General features: G+C 35.1%; 15 protein-coding genes and 1 other annotated feature. Of the genes, 10 read left to right on the forward strand and 5 right to left on the reverse strand.

Translation table 11 applies throughout. The features are described 5' to 3' along the window. Positions 1-104 precede the first annotated feature (104 nt). From EQM13_RS03055 to EQM13_RS18145, 4 genes are all read left to right on the forward strand, one after another. On the forward strand, positions 105-989 hold the full coding sequence (locus EQM13_RS03055) for an S-layer homology domain-containing protein (RefSeq protein ID WP_128751922.1): 885 nt from the start codon (positions 105-107) through the stop codon (positions 987-989). 115 nt (positions 990-1,104) lie between these two features. Then, entirely contained in the window at positions 1,105-2,646 is a 1,542-nt protein-coding gene (gene murJ, locus EQM13_RS03060; RefSeq protein ID WP_240662990.1) for a murein biosynthesis integral membrane protein MurJ, read from the forward strand. A gap of 58 nt (positions 2,647-2,704) precedes the next feature. After that, positions 2,705-2,935 (forward strand) — a binding site (T-box leader). Between the two features lie 50 nt (positions 2,936-2,985). Beyond that, the gene (gene epsC / locus EQM13_RS03065) at positions 2,986-3,570 is read left to right on the forward strand and encodes a serine O-acetyltransferase EpsC (RefSeq protein ID WP_128751924.1); all 585 of its coding nucleotides are present in this window, start codon (positions 2,986-2,988) and stop codon (positions 3,568-3,570) included. 140 nt (positions 3,571-3,710) lie between these two features. Further along, positions 3,711-3,887, forward strand: a complete 177-nt coding sequence (locus tag EQM13_RS18145; protein WP_161567163.1) for a hypothetical protein — start codon at positions 3,711-3,713, stop codon at positions 3,885-3,887. Positions 3,888-3,908: 21 nt separating this feature from the next. On the opposite strand, the gene EQM13_RS03070 is transcribed toward EQM13_RS18145, so the two are convergent. Next, positions 3,909-4,271, reverse strand: coding sequence for a helix-turn-helix domain-containing protein (locus EQM13_RS03070; RefSeq protein WP_071139575.1), 363 nt, complete (start codon positions 4,269-4,271; stop codon positions 3,909-3,911). A 135-nt stretch (positions 4,272-4,406) separates the two neighbouring features. On the opposite strand from EQM13_RS03070, the gene EQM13_RS03075 reads away from it, so the two are divergent. After that, positions 4,407-4,622 (forward strand): hypothetical protein, encoded by a 216-nt coding sequence (locus EQM13_RS03075; protein ID WP_128751925.1) that lies wholly within the window; start codon positions 4,407-4,409, stop codon positions 4,620-4,622. Between the two features lie 42 nt (positions 4,623-4,664). On the opposite strand, the gene EQM13_RS03080 is transcribed toward EQM13_RS03075, so the two are convergent. Continuing rightward, complete coding sequence (locus EQM13_RS03080; protein ID WP_128751926.1) at positions 4,665-6,446, reverse strand: phosphoenolpyruvate carboxykinase (GTP); 1,782 nt, start codon at positions 6,444-6,446, stop codon at positions 4,665-4,667. Positions 6,447-6,618: 172 nt separating this feature from the next. Here EQM13_RS03080 and EQM13_RS03085 point away from each other — a divergent pair, with 172 nt between their 5' ends. From EQM13_RS03085 to EQM13_RS18150, 4 genes are all read left to right on the forward strand, one after another. Next, positions 6,619-6,738, forward strand: a complete 120-nt coding sequence (locus EQM13_RS03085) for an S-layer homology domain-containing protein (RefSeq protein ID WP_128751927.1) — start codon at positions 6,619-6,621, stop codon at positions 6,736-6,738. Positions 6,739-7,277: 539 nt separating this feature from the next. Then, positions 7,278-8,576 (forward strand): S-layer homology domain-containing protein, encoded by a 1,299-nt coding sequence (locus tag EQM13_RS03090; protein WP_128751928.1) that lies wholly within the window; start codon positions 7,278-7,280, stop codon positions 8,574-8,576. An 18-nt stretch (positions 8,577-8,594) separates the two neighbouring features. Next, entirely contained in the window at positions 8,595-12,914 is a 4,320-nt protein-coding gene (locus EQM13_RS03095; protein ID WP_128751929.1) for a S8 family serine peptidase, read from the forward strand. Positions 12,915-13,354: 440 nt separating this feature from the next. Further along, on the forward strand, positions 13,355-13,597 hold the full coding sequence (locus tag EQM13_RS18150; protein WP_143037654.1) for a hypothetical protein: 243 nt from the start codon (positions 13,355-13,357) through the stop codon (positions 13,595-13,597). Here the strand turns inward: EQM13_RS18150 and EQM13_RS03100 are convergent. Both EQM13_RS03100 and EQM13_RS03105 read right to left on the reverse strand, forming a co-directional pair. Continuing rightward, a complete protein-coding gene (locus tag EQM13_RS03100; RefSeq protein ID WP_071139583.1) occupies positions 13,581-14,165 on the reverse strand; it encodes a J domain-containing protein in 585 nt (194 codons plus the stop codon). The genes EQM13_RS18150 and EQM13_RS03100 overlap by 17 nt on opposite strands. Next, on the reverse strand, positions 14,149-15,015 hold the full coding sequence (locus EQM13_RS03105) for a DUF5685 family protein (protein ID WP_114219677.1): 867 nt from the start codon (positions 15,013-15,015) through the stop codon (positions 14,149-14,151). The genes EQM13_RS03100 and EQM13_RS03105 overlap by 17 nt, the downstream gene beginning before the upstream one ends. A 174-nt stretch (positions 15,016-15,189) precedes the next feature. Here EQM13_RS03105 and EQM13_RS03110 point away from each other — a divergent pair, with 174 nt between their 5' ends. Further along, on the forward strand, positions 15,190-16,089 hold the full coding sequence (locus EQM13_RS03110; RefSeq protein ID WP_114219676.1) for an aldo/keto reductase: 900 nt from the start codon (positions 15,190-15,192) through the stop codon (positions 16,087-16,089). Between the two features lie 50 nt (positions 16,090-16,139). Here EQM13_RS03110 and EQM13_RS03115 read toward each other — a convergent pair whose 3' ends face one another. Beyond that, the gene (locus EQM13_RS03115) at positions 16,140-19,130 is read right to left on the reverse strand and encodes an Ig-like domain-containing protein (protein ID WP_114219675.1); all 2,991 of its coding nucleotides are present in this window, start codon (positions 19,128-19,130) and stop codon (positions 16,140-16,142) included. Positions 19,131-19,236 lie beyond the last annotated feature (106 nt).

Below are 19,236 nucleotides of genomic sequence, written 5' to 3' on the forward strand. Positions count from 1 at the left end.
GAAGCACATAAATTAAGGAAGTCTTTCTTGAAATCCATTTACGGAAAATATAAATTAATGAAAATAGGATTTTCCTATGGATTATAAAAAGGGGAGTGATTGGTTTGAAAAGGGTAATTAGCTTTACTATCATTTTGGTTTTGATTTTTTCCGTAAGCCTGAATGTGTTTGCTGATATGAAAGATGTATTGGACGACCATTGGTGTAATAATGAAATCGAAGAAACTTTCGTGGAAATATATTTTCCTTATTTAGTAGAAAATAACTATGAAAAATTAGATCCCGACAAACCTATGGAGAAAGATGATTTTATATCTTCATTTAAGCTTCTGCTCAAAGATTATGGATATACATATAAGGAATTAAAGACAGAAAATGACATGAGTAGAAAGAATGTTGCTTATATTATAGCACAAGAGCTTGTATACAATAAAATACTTCAGCAAAACAATGAAGGTAAAACGCCTTTTAAGGATTTGAGCAATTTAACTGATGAAGAAAAATATTCTATTTATACATTATATGATAGAGGAATAATGAACGGCAGGTCAAAAGATGTTTTCAATCCGGACGGCAGTGTTACTCAGGCAGAATGCATCATATTGCTTCAAAGAGTGAAAGGAGTGTTGGTATCTATGAGAGGTATTCCATTTAAAATTGTTTCCTCATATCAAAGTTATAATGGTTCTGAATCCGTAAAGGTAAAAGAAGTTGAAGATAAGGTGGAAGTTACATTGATAAAGACATTTCCTACTCCCGGATATTCTATGACTGTAAATAAAATAGTAGAAGAAAAGGAAGGGGTATTTCGCATAGAATTAGCTGTTAAGCCTCCAAAAGCAGGTGCAGTTGTTCCGCAGGTTATTGTTTATAATACTATAGTTATAGAAATTGATAAAAAGGATATAGGGAATCCTCCTTACAATTTTAAAGTAGCAAACGGAATTACCGAAACGGCTTTTGGTAAAAGCAAATTAGTTAAATATTAAAATCTGTGACGTATAAACAGTTTTATGTTTTTTAATAATAAGTTTTAAAAAAAAGGTCAAATACATACTTTTATGTATGTTATGGCCTTTTAATATTGGATCGGGGGTCAAAAAAGTGAGAGGCACCAAAAAAGCAGCAAAGTCAGCAGCAATTATTGCCATATTTACTCTTGTAAGTAAATTTTTAGGATTTATAAGGGAAATGATCGTGGCTTCTAAATTTGGGTCCGGGTGGGAAACAGATACATATGTTGTATCCATGACAGCAACAGTTATAATCATGAGTATTGTAGGGGATGCATTGGATACTACCTTGATACCCATTTTTTCTGAAATAGAGGGTAAAATGGGCAGAAAAGAAAAACTTAAGTACATGAACAATGTGGTAAATGTCATTTTTTTTATAACCATAATCCTTGCAGTTGTAGGATATTTTTTATCTCCTCTTACTATTAGTATACTTGCAAAGGGGTTTAAAGGGGAACAATTTGACCTTGCAGTAAAACTTAACCGGATAGGAGTCCCAATAATAATATTTTTAGGACTTAATTATGTGTATTCAGGATTTCTCCAATCCGACGAAAAGTTTTTTGCTCCCGCAGCCAACGGTATTCCTTTTAATATTATATATATTATATTTTTATTTTTATTTTCTTATAAATTCGGAATGGAGGGACTTATGGCAACAGGGATTATAGCCATATTTGTTCAATGGTTAGTCCTTGTGCCTTCAACTAAGAGATCAGGATACAAATGGTCCTTTCAATTTGATTTAAAGGATAAGTACCTTTATAAATCTATTATTTTAACAATACCCGTACTGATAGGTTCGTCTATAGATCAGATAAATACTATTGTTAATAAGACTTTAGCTTCAAGCCTCAGGGCCGGAAGCATTTCAGCCTTGAACTATGCATCAAGGGTTAGCGACATATTTGTAAGCGCTTTTGCGGTGGCAATAGCTACGGCAGTTTTTCCTATGCTTTCAAATGCTTTTAACAACGGAAAGATGAAAGAGGTAAAGGAAATAATGGCTGAAGGAATAAATATCATTATTATAATTACGGTTCCCTCAACCATAGGGATAATAATATTTGCTCAGCCGGCAGTAAAATTGTTCTTCCAGAGGGGAGCATTTGGCGAAAGGGCAACTTTGATGACTTCTCAGGCCCTTGTGTGTTATTCTTTTGGACTGCTGGGCTTATCTTTGAGAACTATGGCGACGAGAGTATACTATTCCCTGCAGGATATGATCACCCCTATGATTAATGGAATGGTTTCCGTGGGATTGAATATTATCTTGAACCTTATACTTATAAAATATATGGCTCATTCCGGGCTTGCCTTATCTGCAAGTATTTCTGCAACCGTTACTTCCATACTTTTATTTTTCCAACTTAGAAGGAAGATAGGGAGAATTGGACTTACACGATATTTTACATGTTTTGTTAAAGTCTTTTTAGCATCTGTTATTATGGGAGTTGCATCCTGGGGAGTATATTCAGGATTAGGGAAATTTGTTTCAGATACAACGATGTCTCAATTTCTTCGCCTCTTTTTATCAGTGGGAATGGCGATAATTGTATATATGATATTATGTACAGTATTAAAAGTCAGTGAAATGAAAACATTGATTAACAGATTAAAAAACAGATAAATGGAGTTGCATTTTTGGCTTTAGTATAATATAATAAATATAAATCATTAAATCCGAGTAAAAGACTATGAATTGGTAAGTAGAATGTTCAAACCATTATAGAGAGGGTTTCATTGGTGGAAGAAATCTATGGAATTTGCATTTGAAGTGCACCAAGGAGTTTTTAACCGAAGAATAAGTAGGCTTAAACGGTATTTCCCGTTATAGAAATAGGGTATGAATGTGCCCGAAAGAGATGGATTTGTTCTAAACAGAGTGGAACCGTGAAAGTGAACCTTTTGCCTCTGAATTATATGGAGGGAGAGGTTTTTTTATTTTAATTTCAGAGGAGTGAGAATTATGCTGCTAATAGATGAAGCAAAAAATATATTGAACAAAGATCCGGCGGCCAAAAATTTATTTGAAGTAATAATATGTTATCCTTCACTTTATGCTATTGTTATGTATCATATTGCACATAAGCTGTATTTGAAAAAGAGATATACACTGGCTAATATGATTTCCCAAAAAGCAAGGAGAAAGACCGGGATTGAAATCCATCCGGGGGCTAAAATAGGGAATGGACTTTTTATAGATCATGGAATGGGAGTAGTAATAGGAGAAACTGCCGAAGTGGGGAATAATGTGACGATGTATCACGGAGCTACTCTGGGGGCGACGGGAAATGAAAAGGAAATAAAAAGGCATCCTACGGTAGAAGATGATGTGATGATTGGAGCGGGAGCTAAGATATTGGGGCCTATTGTCATAGGGAAGGGTTCTAAAATAGGCGCAAATGCGGTAGTATTAAAAGATGTGCCTCCTTATTCAACGGTGGTTGGAATTCCGGGGAGAATAGTTAAGAGAAATAAAATAAAAGTGAGAGAGGTCACTCATATAGGATTTCTTAAAGATGAAGAAGATACATGCGAGTATATAATTTAATTATAGGTTTAGTTACAAATTTCCTTTTATATTTTAAAAAAGTATAAAAGGAAATTTTTTTGTGACAATTATGACAATTATATCTATAATGCAAGTTTATTTGATAAACTATACTTAATAATATACTTAAGAAGGATGAAATGAATAGTATAATAAAACAGAAATTGAATTTAAAGGAAGTATCATCTGAAGACTTAAATGCTGCCTTAGAAAAGGTAGGAAAAGATATGGTATATGATTATTTCTTATTTGGAAATGATGTAACATACGAAATTTTTTTAGAAGACTTGAAAAAGAGGTTAAACTTGACGAAATAAGATAAAAATAACGCTAAGGTTTCAATCGGTATTTTTTTTATTGAACAATTTAATTGTATAGGTGATTTTCTTTATAGTTTCGGGAGAGAGTTTGTCAAGCTCATAAAACAAATTTTCAAGAGCTGAATTCTTCTTGCAATATGTTTCTTCGTCTTCTTTTATAATTATATTAAAATTTCTTATATTTGTCTTTCCAAAAAGATAATCTATAGAAACATTAAAATAATCAGCTATTTTAATAATGAGTTTTTCGTCGTTGGGAAATCTTAACCCGTTTTCATAGTTGCCCACAGATTGCCTGCTGATATTAAGTATTTTGGCTAACTCAACCTGAGATAAACCCTTTTCGTCTCTTAAATTTTTTAGTCTGTCGCAAAAAGCCATAAAATTCACCTCAAAACCATATTACCATGGGAAATGATAGTATTGAATTATATGCAACAAAAAGAAGATATTGTTGATTATATAGATATAATTGTATATAATAAAATATTGAATGAGACAAAAAGGAGGGAAAATATGGAATGCTTAGTTAGTGAACTGATAAAAGATGATATAGATATAGAAGGAATATCAGAAGATGAAATAGTTTCCGCTTTAGAAATAGTAGGAAGGGATTTGGTATATAATAATTTTATATTTGGTAAGAATGTGACTTATAAGGAGTTCTTAGAAAGATTGAATATATATGTAGATATAATAAAAAAATGTAAAATGGCGGTACATCAAAAATAAGCCACGATATTATAAATATGTGGCTTATTTTTTCTATTTAATTTATTTAGCTGATGTTGCTGTAGCCGAATCGACTTCCAGTCTTTCAGTCAATAATTTGTATTGACTTTTAATTTCTTCAGGTAAAGTATCAAATTTTTCAAACCATGCGGCTTGATCTTTTATTTCTTCATCCCAAGCTTCCTTATTGATACTTAAGAGACTCTCAAGGGTTTTTTCCGAAAGTTTGTTTTCAATTCCCGATATATTGATATCTTTTGCCTTCGGAAGATATCCTATAGGGGATTTTATGGCATCCACCTTTCCTTTACATCGGTTAAGAATCCAAAGAAGTACTCGAAAATTGTCTCTGAATCCGGGCCATATGAAATTACCTTCCTCGTCGGTACGGAACCAATTTACGTTGAATATAAGGGGAGGTTTACTTATCTTTTTACCCATTTCAAGCCAGTGAGAAAAATAATTTCCCATATTGTATCCGCAGAAAGGAAGCATAGCCATAGGATCTCTTCTTACGACTCCTACGTCTCCCGTACTTGCCGCAGTCGTTTCCGAAGCCATAGTTGCGCCGACAAATACTCCATGTTCCCAATCAAAGGATTGATATACCAACGGGGCGGTTTTGGCACGCCTTCCTCCAAATATTATTGCAGAAATCGGAACTCCTTTGGGATTTTGCCATTCGGGAGAAATACACGGGCATTGCTCCGCAGGGGCAGTAAACCTTGAATTTGGATGAGCGCCTTTTTCTCCGCTTTCCGGAGACCAAGGGTTTCCTTTCCAATCGGTAGCTTTTTTGGGAGCAGGAAGATTTATTCCTTCCCACCAAACATCTTTGTCTTCGGTAAGAACTACATTAGTAAATATGGTATTCCTTTTTATAGTCATCATTGCATTTGGATTTGATTTCATACTTGTTCCGGGAACAACTCCAAAAAATCCGGCTTCAGGATTTACAGCCCATAGTCTCCCGTCTTCTCCGATTCTCATCCATGCGATATCATCTCCCACAGTCCAAACCTTATATCCCTTAAATATGTCAGGGGGTATGAGCATTGCGAGATTTGTTTTTCCGCAGGCACTCGGAAAAGCTGCTGCTATATATGAAATTTCTCCCTGGGGATTTTCTATTCCCATAATAAGCATATGTTCTGCCATCCATCCTTCATGATAACCCATATAACTTCCAATACGAAGAGCAAAACATTTTTTCCCCAATAAAGCATTTCCTCCGTAATCCGAGCCTATACTCCAAATGGTTTTATCTTCGGGGAAATGACAGATATAACGATTCTGCGGATCTAAATTTCCTTTTGAATGAAGCCCCTTAACAAAATCAGGCGAATTCTTCAAGGTATCCATTGCGATACTTCCGGTTTTTGTCATTATTTCCATGCTTAAAACAACATATTTGCTGTCTGTTAATTCTATTCCCACTTTGCTGAAGGGAGAGTCGGAAGGGCCCATCAAATACGGTATAACATACATAGTTCTACCTTTCATGGAATTCCTAAATAAGTTTGTCAATTTTTTATAAGCTTCTTCGGAATCCATCCAATTATTTGTAGGACCTGCATCTTTTTCTGATTTTGTGCATATGAATGTACATTTTTCAACACGGGCAACATCATTGATGTCGGATCTATGATAATAGCAACCCGGAAGTTTGTCCTGATTAAGTTCAATCAATTCTCCGCTTTTTAAACACTCATCTATTAAACGTTTTCTTTGGGACATAGAGCCATCTATCCATACAATATCCTTTGGATTTGTTAATGCAGCTGTTTCCTTAACCCAATTGTCAACTTCATTGTTAGAATACATTGAAACATCCCCCTTATTGATTATCTTATTATTTATTATATCACATTTCAGAAATAGTATATACTATATAATGGAAGTTTATTTCCATATCAAATTCTAACACATGAAACTAAATGTTAAAAGCATCAAAAAAATCGAAATTTAAAATTTTTTAATATAAAAATTGAATGCAATGAGATGGGCAGCGGAACAGGGTATAATCTCAGGTGACGAAAACGGTATGCTCAACCCGAAGGATAATGCCGGCAGAGTGGAGATTGCCACTATCTTTATGAGATATCTTAATAAATAGTTTTTAATGTCTTTTATATAAGGGAGCGTCGCAAAACTACTGAATAAGTAGTTAGCGATACTCCCTTTTTTCGTAAATTAAAAAACCAACCATAAAAATTGACTGATATTAATTGTAATTTATATATCAAAATATTCTATATTTTTTCAAAATAATACATCGTTCATCAATTAAAAACATTCTTCTGCATTTTTATACATTATCATCTAAGAATTTTTTCTAAATAAAAAAATGATTCAACATAATATTTAAACTTTTTATATTAATAAAATATAGTTGTTGACTACTTTATGCTATGGAGTTATAATATTATAAAAAGATAATTTACTTTCCCTGAATAATTTATTTTTATAATTTCAAAACGATATAAATGCATAACATTATAATTAATATGAATATTTATAATATATGGGAAAGTATTTTTTATAACCCACAGGGGAATTATAATATACCTTAGTGTGAATTTTCCGTAAAGTGGGTTCCAAAAAAAGAAGGGAGGGAATATTTTTAGATTAAACTAAACAGAAGGGGGTTTACCAATGAGTGGAAAGAGAAGGATTTTATCGGTATTTTTGGTTTTAATACTGATAATTGGGATTGGGAACATTTCTTTTGCACAGTTAAGTGATATTGAATCCCATTGGGCAAAGGATGAAATTCTTAAATTGATCGAAGAAAAAATCATATTAGGATATCCGGACGGAACATATAAACCGGATAAAACCATATCTTGGGGAGAACTGTATATTATCGTAAACCGTATATTAAACTTAAATGCAGAAAATGTTCAAAATCCTGATGAACCGATTAACAGAGGAGAAGCAGTTAAAGTATTGGGACAAGCTTTTAGAATCAAAAATGATGATAGTAACATAAAACTTGGGTTTAGCGATGAGGATAGGATATCTGAGGATTTGATTGATTATTTAAAGGGAATGAAGGAAGGCAAATATATTTCCGGATATACCGACGGCAGTTTTAAACCTGAGAATATTATTACAAGGGCAGAAATTGCAAAAGTAATTAATAGCATGTGCGAGAAGATATACGGTTCTGCTCAGGTATATACCGGTACGGTAAATGGGAATATGATAGTAAACGGCAGTGAAATCAATTTAAAAGATGTAGTCGTTAAAGGGGATCTTTATATTGCCGGAGTCAACAGTTTTAAAGGGGAAAATGTAAAGGTTGAAGGACGTGTAATTATTCTTGGAGGAACGAAAGGCACGGTTGTTTTCACAAATTCGACTATATCAAAAATCATTGCGGATAGAGAGGGAGTAAATTTAGAACTTAAAGGTACGAATATAAAGGAATTAGAGGTATTATCCAAGAATGTTGTAGTCAAAAGCGATTCGAAGATAGAGAACTTAATAGCCGGAGAGGATGTAACCGTTAACGGTTCGGTGATAAAAAAAGGACAAACTCTGCCTAAGACGACTCCCGCACCTGTAAATCAAGGAGGAGGCAATTCCGGTGGTGGAAACTCAGGCGGCGGAAACAATTCCGGCGGAGAAGATGAACCTTCGGTACCGGAAGAGAAGAAGATAGAGGCTGTATTTCATGAATCAAAAGTACCTAATTTCGGGAGAGTATCTGTTAAGGTCTATGGAGTAGATGGAGCCAAAAAGTTTTCAGTATATTTCAAATACTTTAATGGAGAAGAAAATAATAGAGAAGAAGGTTTTGTCAGGCCTGTAGATATCGGGAACGAAACAACGGAGATATATTATAGAGAAGTTGACTCCGTGAATATTAAGGTGTATGAGGAAGATGGGACTACATTATTATATACGTTTAATAATGTAACATTAACGTTTGATAAATTTAGTGAATAGTGAAAAAGGGGGATTTCCATGAAAAATATTAAAAAAATATTGTCAATTCTTCTTGTATTTGTAATGGTGGTACCTGCTTTTGCTTTTGCGGAGAATGAAATCCAAAGTCAGGATGTTGTAAGCTCCGAAGAGACGGTTGTCGAAAGTGATAAAAAAGTTCCGGCGGAGATGTATAAAGCAGGAATTGACAAAGACAAAAAGGTTGAGGAAACCGGAGAGAAAAGCGACAAAGATGTAAGGGTAATTGTAGAAATTGAAGATGACCCTGCCGTGGTACGCGCTACGGACAAGGGAAAGAGATTTGAAGAAATGGGAGAGAAAGAGAAGAAGGAAATAGAAAAGAGTATAATTTCTTCTCAAGATAAAGTAATAAAAGCCATTGAAGATAAGATAGATTTTGAAGATAAGGATGCCGCAAAAAAAGAAATGCCGAGGTTTACTACGGCATTTAACGGATTTGCCGGATTTGTAAAGGAAAGTGATATAAAGAGTATCAAAGAAACTCCGGGAGTTAAAAACGTATATATTTCCCAAGAATATGAAAGACCACAACCGGATATGAACAATTCCGGAGGTATGGTTAAAGCCGGAGAAACTTGGGATCTGGGATATAAAGGGGAAGGAACGGTTATAGCGATTATTGATACAGGAGTTGACCCAAGGCATCACGACATGGTATTGAGTGATGAGACTACACCGAAACTTGATGAAGGAACGGTGGAAGGGCTTATATCCGATAACGGACTTAAAGGAAGATATTTCACCGAAAAAGTTCCTTACGGATATAATTACTATGATGAAAATGACGAGATATTGGATTTGGGACCTGGTGCTTCCCAACATGGCATGCATGTGGCAGGAACCGCAGGTGCCAACGGAGATCCTGAAAACGGCGGAATCAAAGGAATAGCGCCGGAATCACAGCTTCTTGCAATGAAGGTATTCAGTAACGACCCTTCTTATGCAACTACTTACGATGATATATATCTTGAAGCTATAGATGAAGCCATAAAACTTGGAGCAGACGTATTGAATATGAGTTTAGGCTCCGCAGCTTCATTTTATGTACCGGAAAGTGCTGTAGATTCGGCTATCACCAATGCTGTCAATAACGGAGTAGTATGCTCTATATCCGCAGGAAATGCAGGATATATAAGCTACGGGTACGACAATCCCATAAAGTCGAATCCTGATATAGGAGTTGTAGGTGCGCCGAGTCTTTCAAAGGATTCAATATCAGTTGCTTCCGTTGAGAACTTAAAGATGACGGCTCCCTATTTGTTCTATGAAACAGAAGGGGAAGGAAATGAATCTCTTCCTACTGATTCTGTTATAGTAAAGGTATATGGAGTTGCTTACGATAAAGGTTACTTAGAGAAAAATGCTGAGGCTCAGAAAACAGTTGTAAGAGTAAGAAAAGGAGAAACTGATAGAGAAGTTTATTATAAAGAAATTGTGAACGGAGAAATTAAATTATATACTATGGAAGGGGATCCCGTTGATATTGATAAGTATCAAGGACCTACTGAAGTAAAATATTATGGTCCTGGTTCAAACGGTGACTCTATGAACGTCCTAAAGGATAATCAAGGGGATTATACCGAAAAAGAATCTCAGAAAGCCAATGCTGTTCAGACATCCGAAAACAGCATAGTTAAGATTGCCATGATGGTTGCCGGAAATATAAATCCTGTAGATGTATTCGGAGATAACAAAGTTGAATATGTTGACTGCGGTTTTGGATTGCCCGAAGATTTTGAAGGCAAGGATTTGGAGGGAAAAGTTGCTCTTGTTATACGTGGCCAAAATCCTTTTACGGAGAAAATAACTAATGCTCAAAATGCGGGCTCAGCAGGAATAATAGTCTATAACCATGAAACAGGGGGAGAAGATTTGGTAAATATGGCGACTCCTGCGAATCAGACAATTCCTGCCGTATTTATAGGAAATAGAGGAGGAACCGCTCTTGCCGGATTGGCAGATAAGAGAATTCAGTTTACTAACGAAGTAATGAGTGTTTCTAATCCTGTGGGAGGGCAGATGTCCGATTTCACTTCCTGGGGAACGACTCCTACTCTTGAGATAAAACCTGAGATTACAGCTCCTGGGGGACAGATCTATTCAACCCTTCAGGATAACAAGTATGGGACTATGAGCGGAACAAGTATGGCAGCACCTCATGTGTCGGGAGGTTCCGCATTGGTTAGACAGTATATATCGGAAAATTATGAAGGATTGTCTTTAGGGGAACAGACAAGACTTGCGAAGGTACTTCTTATGAATACGGCAGAGCCTTTGATAGATGAATATGATGCTGTTTATTCACCGAGAAGGCAGGGAGCGGGGTTAATGAACCTATACGGAGCGGTATCAACTCCTGTTGCTGTAACAGATGCTTCAACAAATGAAGCAAAGGTTGAACTGAAGGACTTTGACAGTGAAAACTTCTCTATGACCTTAAGAGCAACCAATTTGTCTGATGATGAAGTAACTTATAGAGTGGATACAAGTGTATTGACCGATGAAATACTGAATTATCAAGGTACGGAATATAATCTTTTAGGAACAGTGGAGATGGATGCAGTAGTAGATGCTCCGGGGACTGTAACTGTACCTGCTAACGGTTCAACGGAATTTACGATAAACGTTGATTTTTCCGGAGATGAAAATGCATACAGAAATATGTTCGTAGAAGGATTTGTAACCTTAACAGAAGTAACGGATACTCATCCGACCCTTAGTGTACCCTATGTGGGATTCTACGGGGATTGGACCGAACCGAGCATAATAGACGGGTTTGAAGATTTAGGAGAAATCCCGTTCTATGGGATGTCAGGCATGGTAGATACGGAGACTTATTTCATGGTTCCGGGAAAAGCTGCTATAAGTCCGGGAACAGAAATGGGTGAGATGAATGGCACCGATACTGTAACGCCTGTGATTTCATTCCTGAGGAATGCGGAAAAAGTAGAGTATAATATTTTGAAAGAGAATGGAACTAAATTAACGACGATTAAATCTGAAAATTTCGTAAGAAAGACTTATATAGACGGAGGCGTAAATCCCGAATATTCCTTCAGCCTTGACAGGATTTGGAACGGAATAGCAAGGGGAGGAATAGTTGGAGACGGGCTTTACTATTATCAGATAAAATCCAAGCTGCAGAATACCGACGAATGGCAGGAGAAAAACATTCCTGTATATGTGGATACGGCAGCACCTGTAATCAAAGAGATTTCTTACAGCGAAACTACAGGAAATATAAGATTTAAAGTAGAAGATGCTACGTCAGGCTTCAGAGGATATACCGTATGGATTGACGGACAACAGGCAGTAGAATTTACCCCAGTGGAGGAAGGACAGGATGCATATGAATGTCCGATAGGAGAATTAATAAGAGGAAAAAATAATCCTTTGGTACAGATAGTTGCCTTTGACTATGCTCTTAACGGAGCAATAGGTTCGATTGCTTTGGACCATCAGACTCCCGAAATATATATAACTTATCCGGCTTTGCTTAATGTATATAAGAACAGCGAAATAACGGTTACGGGAGCGGTATTTAATGTAACGAATCCGACAGTCACGCTTAACGGGGAAGAAGCGGACGAAGTAAGGTGGAATGAGAATGTTGTCGTAACAAACCCGGATACGGGAGAAATTGAAAAAACCGGCCCGGGATATGAATACAGCAAAGCTATGACTTTTGAAGACGGTTATAATTCAGTACAGGTTGAGGCTGTTTCTTCAGGAGGAGGAAGATTGTCCATTTCAAGATATTTCTATGTGGATACTAATCCTCCGGAATTAAACGTAACTATTGAAGACAGAGACCCGAGTTCCGACACTGTAAATCTGACAATTAATATGGCAGATAACTTCCCATATTTAAGGTTACTTGTATGGGGAAGTGAAGAATTCTATCGTAATGGAATGGAAGATTTGGCGGATAATGTAGTTCCTATAAACGAAACTACTACTGTAGCTATTGAAGGATTAGAGGTCGGAGATAATGTTATTCCGATAGAATTAACAGATTATGCCGGCCATGTAACTGAACAAACGATAACGATTACGAGGACGGAAGAAGGAACGGAAGGCGAAGCGGTAAGTGACGTGAAAGGTGTAATAGATTTAATCAATAAGATACCCGAAGCAGGGAAGATTACTTTGGAAGATAAAGCTACTGTTGAATCGGCAAGATCAGCTTATAATGCATTGAGTACCGAAGATCAAAAATTGGTGGAAAACATAAATGTATTGATAAATGCCGAATCCATAATCGAAAAATTGGAAGCTCCGGAAGCAGAACTTCCTTCTGAGCCTGAGCTTCCATAAAGGCAAAGAGAAAGAGGAGCATAACAAAATAAATTTATAATAGCAGTTTACACAAACATTTTCTGAAATAGACAGAAAAAGGCCCGAAAAAGCGTTGATAAGCGTTATTTCGGGCTTTCTTTTTATGCAATTTTAATTTTTTATTTAATTACCTTCTGGATTTTAGATTTAAGATTCCTTTGTGTTTTTTTATGTTAAAAATAAAGATGGTTAAAATATAATCATAGATTACAAAACATATTTCAGCTAATACAATTAAATAAGGAGTGCCTATTTTCCCTTGTACCGGAACTGATATAAAAAATTTGGATATAATATATAATAAGAATAAAGACAGGCTGAAATAAAGGATTTTAATTAATATTTCAACGGGTAATTTTTTTATTCTTTCTATTCGGTTTTTAATAATTCCGTAGGGTCCGAAAAAAATTAAGTATGATATGGTGCTTCCCCGTATTCCCGACAGAAATAAACTTAAAAAAAATGTGGAAATAAATACGTATACTCCTCCTTTCGTCCCTAAGAGTATTATTGCTGTGGGAATTAAAAAGGATGAAACCATAAGAAAAAATATTTTATTGAAGGCTAAGTTGCTGCCTAAATATATGAATATTACGCCTAAAGCCGTCAATATTCCTCCATATGATATAAATTTGCTTCTGTCCTTTACATGCATCTTATAAAATCTCCCCCCATAGATTCACATAAGCAATCCATACAATACAAAGTTGTACACATCTGACAAAGGTCATTGTTGCCTCTCTGGCCGTAAGGCTGTCTGTAATTGTTATTTGCCGTATTCAGCAGTTCAAAAGCCCTTCTGTATTCCATATTGCTCGGTTCCATTGAATAGGCAGTCTGGAAATTACTGTATGCTCCGTCATACCAGCCTTTTCTTTGATATAAAGCTCCCGTTAAAAAATACCACTCTGCATTCCTGCTGTTTATACTGTTTAATTTTTCTTCAGCTTCTTTAAGGCGGCTTCCTTGGATATCCATTCTGATTTCTCTGAAGAGTTGAGTATCGTTTGTGTATTCTTTCTTATTTGAATATCCGTTATTATTTTTATTCTCCATAAGGTAATCATATGCTTCATTAATTTCCCTCATTTTTTCTTCCGCCAGATCTTTAAGAGGGTTATTGGAATATTTATCAGGATGATATTTTTTGCACAGTTCTATATAGGCCTTTTTTATTTCTTCTTCACTTGCTCCTTCTTTTATATTTAATACTTCATATGGATTTTTCATTTTTTTCCTCCTTATCGTTTTTCTTTTTTAAAAATACCCGGTCCATTTTTTCTAAAAGTCCAAAAGTGAATATGTTATAAAGTATATCTTGATTTTTATATAGAGGAAGAGTGTCTAAGGTTTCCGCACATTCCCTTCCGTAAGATGTTAATACGAAATTTATTCTGTCTTCAATTTTTTCTCCGTTCATCACGCTGTTAATAGCGTTGAATTTATTTTCCTTTATATCTTTTTCCAAATCATCAAAAGCATCAATTATATAGATCCATCTTCCTAAATTATATCCTAAATTATATATTTTTTCATAATTATCTTTTTTGCCTACATAAGAAGTAAGCAACAATGCCGTCAGTTCTCCGAAGGGATGGCTTAATTCGTCTAAATTTGAGGAATTGCCTTTACTTTCGGCAGCATACAGCTCGTTTAATTTGTCGGCAATCATATTCTCTATATTTTGGTATTCAGCGGGAATTTTTTTAAGGTATCTTTTTAAAATTGGTGAAAGAAATTTTCCTCTAAGAGAATTTTCATCCTTTATATCATCCAATATCTTATAGTAAGTCAAGGCAATATTTATAGAAGCGGCGTAGTTCAAAGCGTCATTGTTTATTACGAATATTCGCTTTTTTATCGGATGAAGTATACAATTATTTTTTGTATATTGAGGTTCATCCTTATTGAAAGCATCAAGAAATATCGCCATAAATACTACATCATAGTTTAAAGAAATTCTTATAATATTTCCGTAATTATCCTTCAGAACCTTGCATAATCCACAATAATATCCCTTTATTTTTTCATAATCCTTTATTTTAAGTTCCATTTTATATGGGGTTACATATCCAAACATTGTATTCTCCTTAAATATTTAATCAATTTAAATATAACATATAAGGGTTAAGGCTTCAATTACAAAGTTTGGGATAGTTGAAATAAAGATTGAATTTTGGTATAGTCATCTATAAGTAATAGGGTGATAAATGGGTAAGAATATTAGTAAGATTAATATAAGGAGGAACTTTTTATGGCGGAAATTGATTCTGAAAGAATAGAGAATATCAGGAATAATAATTTAAAATATCGGGTAAAATTGCCTGACGGAACTTTAGTGCCGAGATTAGGTCAAGGAACTTGGCATCTGGGAGAAAATCCAGCAAGGAGAAAAAGTGAAATAGAAACTTTAAAATTTGGGGTAGAATTAGGAATGACATTAATTGATACCGCAGAAATGTATGGAAACGGAAGTTCTGAGATTCTGGTAGGGGAGGCAATAAAGGGAATAAGGGATAAGTTATTTATCGTGTCAAAAGTATATCCTCATAATGCAGGATTAAAAAATATTTTCAGAAGCTGCGAAAATAGTTTGAAAAGGCTGAATACGGATCACCTGGACCTTTATCTTCTCCATTGGAGGGGAAGTATTCCCTTGGAAGAGACAATTGAAGGAATGGAAAAACTGATTAAGGAAGGAAAAATTTTAAGATGGGGTGTATCCAATTTTGATATAGACGATATGAAGGAATTGTTTAAATTGGGGAATGGGGAGCATTGTACAACTAATCAGGTACTATACCATTTAGGCTCAAGAGGGATAGAATATGATCTTTTAAGTTGGCAGGAAGAAAATCATATGCCTATAATGGCCTATTGTCCTATGGCAAAGGCAGGAGAATTAAGAAGAGGATTGACCGAAAATTCTACGGTTCGGGATATTGCAGCAAAATATGGAGTAAAGCCTCTGCAGATTCTTTTAGCTTGGTGTATGCGCAGTAATAATGTAATAGCAATACCTAAATCGTCTACTAAAGAGCATGTATTGGAAAATGCCCAGTCAAATTTTGTTGAACTTACTGAAGAGGACCTTCAGCAATTAGATACTGCTTTTCCGAAACCACATAAGAAGGTACCCCTTGATATTGTATAGAAAATGGACAAATAAAAATCCTCTGAAGATTTTTCTTCAGAGGATTTTTATTAGAAGTCCCTATCTGTATAATATTCTCCTGATTCTATTAGGACATTTCCATCTTTGTCCATTATATATTGAGGAGTGTCTTTGATAGCAATTGAATAAACGGATTCTTGGGACGAATCCCTATCTATGGTTATAAGGACTATACTGGGATCGGAAGATTTCAGACTTGTTGTATAATCTTTTTCGCTTAATACATATCCGTCACTAAGTCTTGTGATCTCTAAGTCTCTCCTGAATAATGCTGCAGATTCGCTGTCCAATGATTCCGTGAAGGGAAGTTCGATTTTGTTTTTGCTTGACACATTCAGATAACCATCATTTTCTTCAACACGAGGAGGAACTTTATCCAATATATATACTCTTCCACCTTCTACTCCCGTGTCTATGAATGTCTCCATATCGTTATCGCTTTTAATGCTTAATGCGCTTGATGATATGGTGGTTTCATCTCTGGAATTCAATCTTAAAGTTACTATATCCGAACCATCACATATTACATCATCTATTTTTCCTTCCGATATAGAGAAATCGTCGGGACTTGCGGATATGATAGGTTGATTGAATCTTATTTTTATAATATCCGCTTCTTCCAATATTGCTTGTTTTCCCGGAATATTGGAGTAATAGTCCTTTGCTCTTGCTTTTCCTGAACTGCTGTATTCAAAATTTAAATTCACTACGTCCGGGTCAAGAAAATTTCCTTTAAGATCTTTTAATCTCGATATTTGAAGTCCTGTTAGATTTCCTGATGTACCTATTTTTACTTCTTTTCCGTCTATAGTATCGGGAAGAGTAACAAGAACTGTTTGATTGTCATTTATTAATGAAAATTCGGTATCCTTCGGCATATAAATCTGTTTTCCGTTAAAGGTAATAAGATAATTTGAAGGATCATCCACTGTTGCCATATCCATTTCCTTTGAGAATTTCAGCATTATCTGGTTTGCTACTCCCGAATAGCTTTCAACTTTCGGCCTTATAAGGTCGGATGCTTCTATTGTAGTAGTATAGGTTTTTATCACATTTTTCAATGCGGTGGTATCCTCAACGTTCTGAATGGTTAATGTATTGCTTCCTATTGGCAGCGGATTAAAAAGATTTATAACATATTCTCTGCCGGAACCGGATATATTCTTAATGCTTATATTTTTTCCGTCCTTATCCTTTAAGATATAATAAGTTCTGTTCCCTGCGTTGACATTTTTACTGAAATAAACCTTTATGGATTTTCCATCTTCTTCAAGGAATACACTTACTACTTCCGGAGGAGTCTTATCTATTACCGGAGTTACTTTTATTTCTTCATCCTTCAACTTGTTTCCCGAGTAATCTCCCACTGAGGTGATATATAAAGTTGTTTCATAATTTGGAAGTTTATTTGAGGAAAAATCAAGGATTACTTCATTATCTACTACTTTTACATCTGAAGGATATTTTTTTGAAGATCCGGATTTCCAATAAAAATTGGTTTTACTTACGGTAGAGGGATCTATATCCTCATCGAAAGTAATTATTACTTCTTCCAATGTTGCTCTTTTTTCTGTGATAGCAGGAGGCTCATCATCCGTTATTATATCAAAGGGAACATCCTCGTTTACGGATTTATATCCTGCGAAATCATACAATTCAGATGTAGTCAGAACATGCTGACCTTCTTCAAGGGCGTTGGAAGTCGAATAATAGGTAAGAGTCACAACCCTGTCGTTTAATTCTACTTTTCCTACAAAACTTTTATCATCAATTTTAAAATTTGAAGCTTTGACACTTTTTAATGGCTCAGAGAAGTATATTTTGATACCCTTATTTCCGAGCTGATTTACAGATTCTACAGAAGGTATGGAATTATCGGCTGCGGTAAAAGCAGTATCTTTTATTGACAATTCTTCTCCTTTAGCAGATTTTATTTTATATGCTGCTACTTTATAATCTTTATTGTTGGTCATAGGATTTTCAAGAGTTAAAACAATATCCTTATTATCATTGTAAAGTTTTACATTTTTAATTTTTCCGCCATTAGTGGAAAAATTGCTTAAAAATAGGGAAGATTCCTTATCAATGGCTTTTGAAAAGGAAAGGGTTATTTCTTTCAAATTATCTGCTTTTGCTCCAGCAAACTCAAAAGGGATATCTTCGATTGTAAAATCTTCATATTTTGTATAATAACGGCCGTTTGTAAATCTATAGCTCCAGTTTCCGCTTTCCAATCCGGGGACGGTTACGGAAAATCTTCCGTCGGATTTTAATGATATATCAACACTTTTTTCCTCGGAAGTCATGGTATCGGAGGCAGGTTTTAGCTGGAGTTTTAGGGAATCGGCTCCCTTAGCTTTCCCTTCTATTGTTATTGTATCTTTGTCTATAGTCGGCGAAGCGGTTACGGTGAATATGTCGGGAAGAGTAATGTCCAAACTTTCGGCCAAAGTCGAACTGCTTCCCTTTCTCGTAAGGTTGAGAGCATTAATTGTCATTGCAGACATTAATCCACGGCTTAAACTTTCCGTTGAAGTAGTAATCAAATTTTCCATAAGCCCAAGTCCTGCAGCTATGGTAGGCACGTTATCCCAATTTTGTGCTTCTTCCTCATATCCCAATGCTCTTAAGAGTATTGTTTGAAATTGTTGTACTGTTACAGGCTTATCAAATCCGAAAGTACCGTCGGCATTTCCTACGATAAGTTTCTTTTCAACAGACCAGGCTATATATGGTTTATAAAAATTATTGTTTACATCCTTGAAAGTAATATCTCCTTTGTGTTTTTTTGCAGTGTTTTCCTGCTTATAAAGTCTTGATATCAATACTACTAAGTCTTGCCTTTTTAAATTATCCTCAAGCATTAAATCTCCTTTTTCATTCCCTGTAAGTACTCCTGCGGATTTGAGGATTTCTCCCGATTGCTCGTATAGATCATCTGTGGAAGAATCGCCATATACAGGAGAAAAAGATAAAACTATAAGTAAGGCTGCTAAGAATATTGATAAATATTTTTTCATTAACAGACATCTCCTTTCTCTTTGATTTCAATTTAATTATACTATAAAATAGGCCTTTGAAATATTACAATTGAGTGACAGATTAATTGACATATTATTTTTAATG

The organism is Acidilutibacter cellobiosedens (genome assembly GCF_004103715.1).
GTDB lineage: Bacteria > Bacillota > Clostridia > Tissierellales > Acidilutibacteraceae > Acidilutibacter > Acidilutibacter cellobiosedens.